This is a genomic window from Nonomuraea longispora, assembly GCF_004348345.1.
Classification (GTDB): Bacteria; Actinomycetota; Actinomycetes; order Streptosporangiales; family Streptosporangiaceae; genus Nonomuraea; species Nonomuraea longispora.
The window spans coordinates 1-9,075 of record NZ_SMJZ01000281.1; the positions used below are offsets into that span (position 1 = coordinate 1).

Genomic DNA, 9,075 nt, shown 5'->3' on the forward strand with positions numbered 1-9,075 from the left:
GAGCTGCTGCTGTTGCTGCGCGGTGCGCCGGCGCAGCTCCAGCTTGGCGAGGAGCTCAGCGTCCTCGTGCAGTTCCTCCTCCGACGGCGAGAGGATCACCATGAGGAGCATGGTCAGGGTGATCAGGCTGATCACGGTCATGAGCGGCACGAGGAAGTCGAGCGCGTCGGCGCCGGTGACCACGGCGGGCTGCGAGTCGACCGTGAGGTGCATCGCGTACATGCCGGTGTAGTGCATGCCCGACACGGCGGCGCCCATGACCAAGGCCGCGCCGGTGATCCAGATGGGCTTCCTGACGCGGAGCGTGAACCACAACGCCACCGTCGCGGCGACCACGGCGATGACCACGGAGATGGCCACGGTGACGCGGTCGTAGGAGACCTGGGCGGACATGTTCATCGCGTACATGCCCAGGTAGTGCATGGAGGCCACCCCTAGCCCCGTGAGGAGACCGCCGCCGAGCAGCGCCAGGAGCCGGCCGCGGCCGTAGGAGACGAGGAACAGGCCGGTGCCCACGACGATGATGGCGACGGCCGCGGAGGCCGCGGTGAGCCACACGTCGTACTTGATCTGGGTGCCTTCCACCTGGAAGCCCATCATGCCGATGAAGTGCATTACCCAGATGCCCGTGCCGCCGATGGAGATGGCCGCGCCGAGCAGCCACCGCACCTTGGAACCCCCGCGCGAGGCGTGGGCCTGCGCGGTGAGGCGCAGGCCGAGCATTGACCCGATGCACGACATCACGTAGGCCAGCAGCGGCGTGAGCGGCCCATAGGTGAAATGATTCACAGCGGAGGTCATCTATCGCGTTCCTTGCATTAGGGGTCCCCGGATTCTGCCATCGGGAATGTCCCTTTCGCATGGATACTGTAACTATCTGTCAATTTCTTGTGTCGGAAACATGAGAAGGGCTCAGGGCTATCGAAGGGCCGTTCTGGCGGGCGATCGCCGTCTTCCGCGTCGCGAGTCTCGTCTACGCGATCGTGCTGATGGCGCAGAACCGCGGCTACGAGCAGCCGGTGCTCGGCTGGCTGGTCGTCGGCGTGATGGTGGCGTGGACGGCGGCCGCGACGTTCGCCTACTCCGTCGCCGCGCTGCGCCGGTGGCCGCTGCTCGTGCTCGACCTGCTCGTGGTGCTGGCCTGCCTGCTCGCCTCGCCGTACGTCCAGGGCGCGGCGCAGGGTGAGGAGGGCATCACACCCGTCCCCGCGACCTGGGTGGCCGGGCCCGTGCTGGCCTGGGCCGTACACGGCGGCAGGCGCGCGGGAGCGGTGGCGGCGGTCGTCATGGCGGCGGCCGACCTGTGGCTGCGCGTGCGCGCCCCCGACGTGCCCCTCCTGATCAACGGCGCGGTCCTGCTCTTCCTGTCGGGCGTCGTGGTCGGCCACGTGGCCCGGCTCGCCAAGGAGGCCGAGGAACGCATGCAGCGGGCCGTCGAGATGGAGGCCGCCCAGCGCGAGCGCGACCGCCTGGCCCGCGACATCCACGACTCCGTGCTGCAGGTCCTCGCCTTGGTGCACCGGCGTGGCCGGCGGCTCGGGGGCGAGGCAGCCGAACTGGGCCGTCTCGCCGGTGAGCAGGAGGCCGCCCTACGCCGCCTTGTCGCCGGCGATCCCGGCGGGAGCGGCGCACCGGGCTCGGCCGACCTGCGCGCGCTGCTGCTTCGCCACGCCTCGTCCCAGGTGACGGTCTCCACCCCGGCGACCCCGCTCGTCCTGCCCGCGCCGGTGGCCGAGCAGGCGGCGGCGGCCGTCGGCGCCGCCCTGGACAACGTCAGGACACACTGCGGGCCGTCGGCGCGGGCGTGGGTGCTCGCCGAGCCGGGTGAGGGGACGGTGACGGTCAGCGTGCGCGACGACGGGCCCGGCATCCCGGACGGGCGGCTGGACGAGGCGCTGGCCGAGGGGCGTCTGGGGGTCGCCCGCTCCATCCGTGGCCGCATGGCCGAGGTCGGCGGTGACGTCTCGATCGTCAGCGTCCCTGGACAGGGCACCGAGGTCGAGATCACCCTCCCGGCATGACGTCGCGGCCGGGAGAGGGGGCGGCCTAGAGTGGCGGTCATGGTGCGGGTCATGGTGGTGGACGACCATCCCATGTGGCGTGACGGGATTTCGAGAGACCTCGCCGAGGCCGGCTACGACGTCGTGGCCACCGTGGGGGAGGGGCGGCAGGCGGTCAGGGTGGCCGGTGCGGTCCGCCCCGACCTGGTGGTGCTCGACCTGCGGCTGCCCGACATGCCTGGCCACGAGGTGGCCGCCGGGTTGTCCGGGCTGGAGCCGGCGCCGCGCGTGCTGGTGTTGTCGGCCAGCGCCGAGCAGGACGACGTGCTGGAGGCGGTCAAGGCAGGCGCGTCCGGATATCTGGTGAAGTCGGCGAGCCGGGAGGAGTTCCTCGACGCCGTACGCAGGACGGCCGAGGGCGACGCCGTGTTCACCCCCGGACTGGCCGGTCTGCTGCTGGGCGAATACCGGCGGCTGGCCGCGCGGGCCGCGCCCGCCGAGGGCCCGAGGCTCACCGAGCGCGAGACCCAGGTGCTGCGGCTGGTCGCCAAGGGGCTGTCGTACAAACAGATCGCCGAGCGGCTGGTGCTCTCGCACCGCACCGTGCAGAACCACGTCCAGAACACCCTCGGCAAGCTCCAGTTGCACAACCGGGTGGAGCTGGTGCGATATGCGATCGAGCGGGGCCTCGACGCGGACTAAACTCGGGGGCGCGCGACGTTGGCACCAACACGCCTTTTCCCCATCTCCCGGAGGTCCACCATGACGATGTCTGCCCTGGGCGAGCCGTGCGTGCTGCTCAAGCTGGGCGAGATCGTCCTCAAGGGCAAGAACCGCGAGCTGTTCGAACGCCGTCTGATCGGCAACATCCGCGAGGCGCTCAAGCCGCTCGGGACCAAGGTCGAGGTGCGCAGGCGGCACGGCGTGATCGCGATCTTCCTGCCCCAGGGCGCCGGAGCCGAGCAGGCCGCGGCCGTGGCCGAGCGGGTCGCCGACGTGCCGGGGCTGGTGTGGATCCACCGCGCCTGGCGGGTCGCGAAAGACCCCGAGACGGTGCTGAAGGCCGGGCTCGAGCTCGTCGGGGAGAGCGAGGAGGCCAAGCGCGGCGCCCGCTTCGCGGTGCGCTCGCGCCGGCGCGACAAGCGGTTCCCCCTGCGCTCCAACGAGCTCGACCGTCTGGTGGGCGGCGCGATCAACGACGAGTACAACCTGCCCGTCGACCTGAGGAACCCCGAGCTGACGGTCTTCATCGAGGTCGACAGGGATGAGGTGTTCGTCTTCACCGACGGCATCCCCGGCCAGGGCGGCCTGCCGGTCGGCAGCAGCGGGCGGGCGCTGGTGCTGATGTCGGGCGGCATCGACTCGCCGGTGGCGGCCTACCGGATGATGCGGCGCGGCCTGCACGTCGACTTCCTGCACTTCTCCGGCATCCCGTTCACGACCAGCGAGTCCATCTACAAGGCGTACGCGCTGGTGCGCAAGCTCGACAGGTTCCAGGGCGGCTCGCGGTTGTGGGTGGTGCCGTTCGGCAAGGCGCAGCAGTCGATCCGCACCTCCGGCCAGGACCGCCTGGCCGTGATCGCGCAGCGCCGGCTCATGCTGAAGACGGCCGAGGAGGTCGCCCACCGCATCCGGGCCGCCGCGCTGATCACGGGAGACGCGCTCGGGCAGGTCTCCTCGCAGACCCTGACCAACATCACGGCTCAGGACAACGCGGTGGAGCTGCCGATCCTGCGGCCGCTGGTGGGCTGGGACAAGACAGAGATCATGGCCGAGGCCCGGCGCCTCGGCACGCTGGAGATCTCCGAGCTGCCCGACGAGGACTGCTGCTCCCTGCTGGCGCCGAAGCGCGCGGAGACGCGGGCCAGGATCGACGACCTGAAGCAGATCGAGAAACGGCTCGACGCCGAGGAGCTGTGCGTGCAACTCGCCGACTCGATCCAGGAGTACACCCTCTAGCGGAAATCAGGCGTCGACCTTGAACGGGTCGTGCTCGGCCGGCAGCTTGTCGAGCCTGGCCTGGTCGACGCGGTTGGTGATCTCCGAGAGCTCCTGCCGGTCGCGCACGACCTTGGCCAGCGTGAGCGTCGAGGTGACGACATAGAGCAGTCCGAGGGCGAGGAAGGCCCTGATCCACCCCTCGGCGGGTAGGTGGATCAGGGCGATCGTCACCGAGGCGATCGAGACGGCGAACGACAGGATCGCCTGGGCATAGAACGCGCTGGTCCGCGTGGGTTGAAGACGCTTGGTCATGCGCTCATCGTGGCGCCGGGAGAAATCCGTCACATGGGAATTCGTACTTATTCGCCCATGAGTACGGCCGGCGCGCTTGTGGCGCGGCCGGCCGTCTCACGCAGGCTCGTGGCAGATGGCGGACGGCGGTCGGGTCAGGCGGCGACCGCGGCCGCGGGCGACTTGCCGAGCAGGACGGGGAGGTCGGTCATGACCTGGGCCAGCTCGCCCAGGTCGGCGTCGACGAGCGCCTGAGGGCCGTCGCAGAGCGCCTGCTCCGGATGTGGGTGCACGTCGACGATCATGCCGTCGGCGCCGACCGCGACGGCCGCGCGGGTCAGCGGCAGCACCAGGTCGCGTCGGCCGCCCGAGTGCGACGGGTCGACGATCACCGGCAGGTGCGACAGCCGCTGCGCCACCGGGACGGCCGAGATGTCGAGCGTGTTGCGCGTCGCCGTCTCGAACGTCCTGATGCCCCGCTCGCACAGCACGATGTCCAGGTTGCCGCGCTGCGCGATGTACTCGGCGGCCATCAGCCACTCCTCGATCGTGGCGTTCATGCCGCGCTTGAGCATCACCGGGCGCCCGGCCGCGCCGACCGCCTGCAGCAGCGAGAAGTTCTGCGCGTTGCGGGTGCCGACCTGCAGCATGTCGGCGTACGACGCCACCAGCTCGACGTCCTGGGCGTTCACGACCTCCGTCACGATCGGCAGCCCGGTCTCCTCGCGCACGTCGGCGAGGATCCGCAGGCCCGCCTCGCCCAGCCCCTGGAACGCGTACGGCGACGTACGCGGCTTGAACGCCCCGCCGCGCAGCAGCACCGCCCCCGCCGACTGCGCCATCCTGGCCGCCTCCAGCGTCAGCTGGTGGGTCTCCACCGCGCACGGTCCCGCGATCAGCGTCACGGTGCCGGGGCCGATCGGCACGCCGCCCACGTGGACCGTGGAGCGTTCCGGATGGTTCTCCCGGCTGACCAGCTTGTACGGCGTCGTCACCCGCATCACGTCGCGCACTCCCGGCATGCCGCGCAGTCCGGCCGCGTCGAGCTGGGTCACGTCGCCGACCAGGCCGACGATGGTGCGGCGCACGCCCTTGCTGACGAAAGTTTCGACCCCGGCCGCCTGGACGACCGACACGATGGAGGTGAGATCGTCCGGCGTGGCCTCGGGGCCCATCACGATCACCATCTGCTTCTCCTTCTGCCTGAAAACACGAAAGGCCCCGGGTCCTCACGGACCCGGGGCCTTTCGTTCGCCTGTCTGCTAGCGCAGCGTCAGATGGCGAACGGACTCGGGTCCGTCGCCATACCAAAACCAGAACGCTGTACGCATAGACCTCAATCGTAGCGCACCGCACCCGCCCGCGAGGCAGCGCCGGTCCGATGGCAGGATGGCCCAAGACGCGAGACCGGTGAGGGGAGTGATCGTGGAGGAGTCGCGCCTGCCTCCAGGCCAGTACGTCCCGCGCGGCAGACCTGTGATCCACTACGGCAGGGTCCCCACCTTCAAGCCCGGCAGCTGGGACTTTCGCGTGTTCGGGGCCACCGCCACCGGCGAGGAGCACCGCTACACCTGGGAGGAGTTCGAGCGGCTGCCCCGCACGACCCGGCTGGCCGACTTCCACTGCGTCACCAAGTTCTCGCTCATGGCCAACGAATGGCGCGGTGTCGCCCCCACCACGATCATCGGCGCCTCCCCGCCCGACCCCGGCGTGCGCCACGTGATGATCTGGGCCGAGTACGGCTACAGCGCCAACCTGCGGATGTCCGACTTCACCGCCCCGGACACGCTGTTCGCCATGGAGCTCGACGAGAAGCCGCTCAGCCCCGACCGCGGCTACCCGCTGCGGCTCGTGGTGCCTCATCTGTACGCCTGGAAGAGCGTCAAGTGGGTGCGCGGCATCGAATACCTCCTCGAGGACCGCCGCGGCTTCTGGGAGGAGCGCGGCTACCACAACGTCGCCGACCCCTGGCGCGAGCAGCGCTACTCCTACCAGGAGGAACCCGGCGAGGGCCCGCCGTAGCGAGAGATCGTTCTCACATACGGTTTCGCCCCGGACACGGTGCGTTGTTGGCTACGGTGGCCCGCATGCTGACTGGCGTGGCGCTGCTCCTGCCGGCCTTCGTCGCAGGGTACGTGCTGGCCCGGACGCGGTCGCGCCGCGACGTGCTGCCGCGGGGCCGCAGGTCGGACGAGGCGACGTTCACCACCTTGCACATCGCCGCGCTGGCGGCCCCGGCCCTGCGTGCGGGGCTCGGCCGCGACTCCGCCCGCAAGGCCGTCCGGCACCTGCGCACGCTGCTCGGCACCCACGCCGTCGCGATCACCTCGGCCGAGGCGGTGCTGGCCTGGGACGGGCCGCCCTGCGGCGACGTGCTCGCCCACGCCCGCGCCACGCTGGCCGCGGGACGGGCCCAGGTGTTCCCCGGCGAGCCGTACGCGGCGGTGGTGGTGCCGCTGAACGTGGACGGCGCGGTCGTGGGCACACTGGCGGCCCACGACGACGAGGTCAGCTCCGCGCTCGTGCGCACCGTCACCGAGGTCGGCCGCTGGGTTTCCGGCCAGCTCGAGCTGGCCGACCTGGACGCATCGCGGCAACGCGCGCTGGAGGCCGAGATGCGCGCGCTGCGCGCCCAGATCTCGCCGCACTTCATCTACAACGCGCTCACGACGATCGCCTCGTTCGTCCGTACGAACCCCCGCCGCGCCCGCGAACTCCTGCTCGACTTCGCCGACTTCGCCCGCTACGCCCTGCGCAGGGCCAACGACTTCACCACCCTCGCCGACGAGCTGGCCTGCGTCGACCGCTACCTGCTGCTGGAACGTGCCCGCTTCGGCGACAAGCTGCGCTTCAGCGTGCAGGTGGCGCCGGAGGTGCTGCCGGTGCCCGTGCCGTTCCTGTGCCTGCAGCCACTGGTCGAGAACGCCATCAAGCACGGCATGCGCGGCAACGGGGGCGCCGGGGAGGTGCGGGTCGTGGTGCGCGACGCGGGCCCCGAGGCGCACATCACCGTCGAGGACGACGGCGCGGGGATGGATCCGGAGTGCGCGCGGCGCATGCTCGACGAGGAGCCCGCCCGCGAGGGCGGCGGCATCGGGCTGGCGAACGTGGACCTCAGGATGCGCCAGATCTACGGCGACGGCTACGGGCTCGTCGTGGAAACCGCACTGGGCGCCGGCACCAAGGTGAGGCTGTGCATACCGAAGACGCAACTTAGCGCATAGTAGTCAATTCATTACGCTAAGCTCGCTTGCCTCTTGTGGCCTCTGCTTTTCTACGGCAGCGTGGTGCACATGCTGAGAGTTCTGGCCGTCGACGACGAAGTGCCGGCTCTGGAGGAGCTCGCCTACTTGTTGCGCCAGGACGACCGGATCGAGCAGGTCACGACCGCGGCCGACGGCGTCACCGCACTGCAGGACATGGTGCAGATGATCGGCGCGGGAGAGCGGCTCGACGGCGTCTTCCTCGACATCCGGATGCCCGGGCTCGACGGGCTCGATCTCGCCCGGCTCGTCGGCGGCTTCCCCAGCCCGCCCCGGCTGGTGTTCGTCACGGCGCACGAGGAGTGCGCGGTGCAGGCATTCGAGCTGGAAGCGGTCGACTACCTGCTCAAGCCGGTCAGGGCCGAGCGGCTGGCCGAGGCGGTGCGCAGGCTGGAGGCCGCCGCCTCGCCCGCCGTCGAGCCCGGCCACGACGACGTGATCCCGGTCGAGCTGGGCGGCCGCACCCGCTTCGTGCCGCAGCAGGCCGTCTGGTTCGCCGAGGCCAAGGGCGACTACGTGCGCCTGCACACCGTCGACGGCAGCTACCTGGTGCGCATGTCGCTGGCCGCGCTCGAACGACGCTGGTCGGAGTCCGGGTTCATCCGCATCCACCGCAGCACGCTGGTGTCGGCCAAGCACGTCACCGAGCTCAGGTTCGAGGGCGGGCGGGTGTCGCTGACCGTCGGCACCGAGACGCTGCAGGTCAGCAGGCGGCACAGCCGCCAGGTCCGCGAGCAGCTCGTACGCCAGCACAGAGGCGTGATCTCGTGACGGCCGGCCGGGGAACGGTCCGGTGACGGCGGAGCGCCGCGTCGTGGTGCCGCGCCGGCCCGTCGCCCTCGGGCGCGGCCGGCGGCGGGCCGAGACCGACGGCCGGCAGGTCCCGCCCGACGTGCCGGCCATCGTCAGGCGCCAGTTACGGCAGGCCATGCTGACCGTGGCCGCCGTCGCCGCAGTGCTGACGGGGGTGCCCGTCATCGCCATGTGGGTGCCCGCGCCCGAGGTCTGGGTGGCGCTGTCGCTGGCCGCCCAGGCCGCCTGGGTGGGGCTGGCCGTGGTGCAGCTGAGGCGGGCGGAGCGGCTGGAGAAATGACCGTCGCGGTGCTCACCGGGATCGCCTTCGTCGTCGTGCTGGGCGTGATGGTGGGCGCCGCGCGGCCGCGCCGCTCCAGCGGGCTCGCCGACTTCCACGTGGCGGCCAGGGAGGTGTCGCCCTGGTGGAACGGCGCCGCGATCTCCTCCGAGGTCACCTCGGCCGCGGCCTGCCTGGGCACCGCCGGGCTCATCGCCACCCACGGCGGGCCGATGTTGTGGTATCCCGTCGGGGCCGCCGCCGGGTTCGTCGTCATCCTGGCCCTGGTCGTGGCACCACTGCGGCGCTCGGGGACGTACACGCTGCCCGACTTCGCCGGGTGGCGGCTGCGCTCGGCCCGGCTGCGCCCGTTCACCACCTGTTTTCTCCTGGTGATCGGGCTGTCGTTCATGGTCGCGCAGCTGCACGCCGCCGGGATCGTGGTGCGGCTGCTGACCGGGCTGCCGCCGTGGCTGGGGTGGGCGGCCGTGGGCGCTGCGACGCTGGG

11 protein-coding genes are annotated in these 9,075 nt (G+C 71.1%); 8 read left to right on the forward strand and 3 right to left on the reverse strand.

The window, feature by feature from the left end:
- On the reverse strand, positions 1-801 hold an 801-nt coding region (locus E1267_RS40535; protein ID WP_246064621.1), incomplete at its 3' end, for an MHYT domain-containing protein.
- A gap of 119 nt (positions 802-920) precedes the next feature.
- On the opposite strand from E1267_RS40535, the gene macS reads away from it, so the two are divergent.
- The 3 genes from macS to thiI are packed head-to-tail and all read left to right on the forward strand — an operon-like array spanning position 921 to position 3,959.
- Positions 921-2,021: a MacS family sensor histidine kinase gene (gene macS, locus E1267_RS40540; RefSeq protein ID WP_281283754.1), complete on the forward strand. Its 1,101-nt coding sequence runs from the start codon at positions 921-923 to the stop codon at positions 2,019-2,021.
- A gap of 39 nt (positions 2,022-2,060) precedes the next feature.
- On the forward strand, positions 2,061-2,702 hold the full coding sequence (locus tag E1267_RS40545; RefSeq protein ID WP_132341114.1) for a response regulator: 642 nt from the start codon (positions 2,061-2,063) through the stop codon (positions 2,700-2,702).
- 60 nt (positions 2,703-2,762) lie between these two features.
- Positions 2,763-3,959 (forward strand): tRNA uracil 4-sulfurtransferase ThiI, encoded by a 1,197-nt coding sequence (gene thiI / locus E1267_RS40550; RefSeq protein WP_132341116.1) that lies wholly within the window; start codon positions 2,763-2,765, stop codon positions 3,957-3,959.
- A 6-nt stretch (positions 3,960-3,965) separates the two neighbouring features.
- Here the strand turns inward: thiI and E1267_RS40555 are convergent, their stop codons facing one another.
- Together E1267_RS40555 and aroF are read right to left on the reverse strand one after the other, a co-directional pair.
- A complete protein-coding gene (locus E1267_RS40555) occupies positions 3,966-4,253 on the reverse strand; it encodes a YiaA/YiaB family inner membrane protein (RefSeq protein ID WP_132341118.1) in 288 nt (95 codons plus the stop codon).
- 134 nt (positions 4,254-4,387) lie between these two features.
- A complete protein-coding gene (gene aroF / locus E1267_RS40560; RefSeq protein WP_132341120.1) occupies positions 4,388-5,419 on the reverse strand; it encodes a 3-deoxy-7-phosphoheptulonate synthase in 1,032 nt (343 codons plus the stop codon).
- Positions 5,420-5,657: 238 nt separating this feature from the next.
- On the opposite strand from aroF, the gene E1267_RS40565 reads away from it, so the two are divergent.
- From E1267_RS40565 to E1267_RS40585, 5 genes are all read left to right on the forward strand, one after another.
- A complete protein-coding gene (locus E1267_RS40565; RefSeq protein ID WP_246064622.1) occupies positions 5,658-6,254 on the forward strand; it encodes a molybdopterin-dependent oxidoreductase in 597 nt (198 codons plus the stop codon).
- Between the two features lie 65 nt (positions 6,255-6,319).
- Positions 6,320-7,456 carry a sensor histidine kinase gene (locus E1267_RS40570; protein WP_132341124.1) on the forward strand — a complete coding sequence of 379 codons (1,137 nt, stop codon included), beginning with the start codon at positions 6,320-6,322 and terminating at the stop codon, positions 7,454-7,456.
- A 69-nt stretch (positions 7,457-7,525) separates the two neighbouring features.
- On the forward strand, positions 7,526-8,266 hold the full coding sequence (locus E1267_RS40575) for a LytR/AlgR family response regulator transcription factor (RefSeq protein ID WP_132341126.1): 741 nt from the start codon (positions 7,526-7,528) through the stop codon (positions 8,264-8,266).
- A 22-nt stretch (positions 8,267-8,288) separates the two neighbouring features.
- A complete protein-coding gene (locus tag E1267_RS40580; RefSeq protein ID WP_132341128.1) occupies positions 8,289-8,588 on the forward strand; it encodes a hypothetical protein in 300 nt (99 codons plus the stop codon).
- A partial coding sequence (locus E1267_RS40585) for a sodium:solute symporter family transporter (protein ID WP_425465126.1) occupies positions 8,585-9,075 on the forward strand: 491 nt, incomplete at its 3' end. The genes E1267_RS40580 and E1267_RS40585, both read left to right, overlap by 4 nt.

Bases quoted from the DNA above. Each gene is read 5' to 3' on its own strand.
- E1267_RS40545 (WP_132341114.1), top strand. From the start codon at position 2,061: ATGGTGCGGGTCATGGTGGTGGACGACCATCCCATGTGGCGTGACGGG.
- thiI (WP_132341116.1), top strand. From the start codon at position 2,763: ATGACGATGTCTGCCCTGGGCGAGCCGTGCGTGCTGCTCAAGCTGGGC.
- E1267_RS40555 (WP_132341118.1), bottom strand. From the start codon at position 4,253: ATGACCAAGCGTCTTCAACCCACGCGGACCAGCGCGTTCTATGCCCAG.
- aroF (WP_132341120.1), bottom strand. From the start codon at position 5,419: ATGGTGATCGTGATGGGCCCCGAGGCCACGCCGGACGATCTCACCTCC.
- E1267_RS40570 (WP_132341124.1), top strand. From the start codon at position 6,320: ATGCTGACTGGCGTGGCGCTGCTCCTGCCGGCCTTCGTCGCAGGGTAC.
- E1267_RS40575 (WP_132341126.1), top strand. From the start codon at position 7,526: ATGCTGAGAGTTCTGGCCGTCGACGACGAAGTGCCGGCTCTGGAGGAG.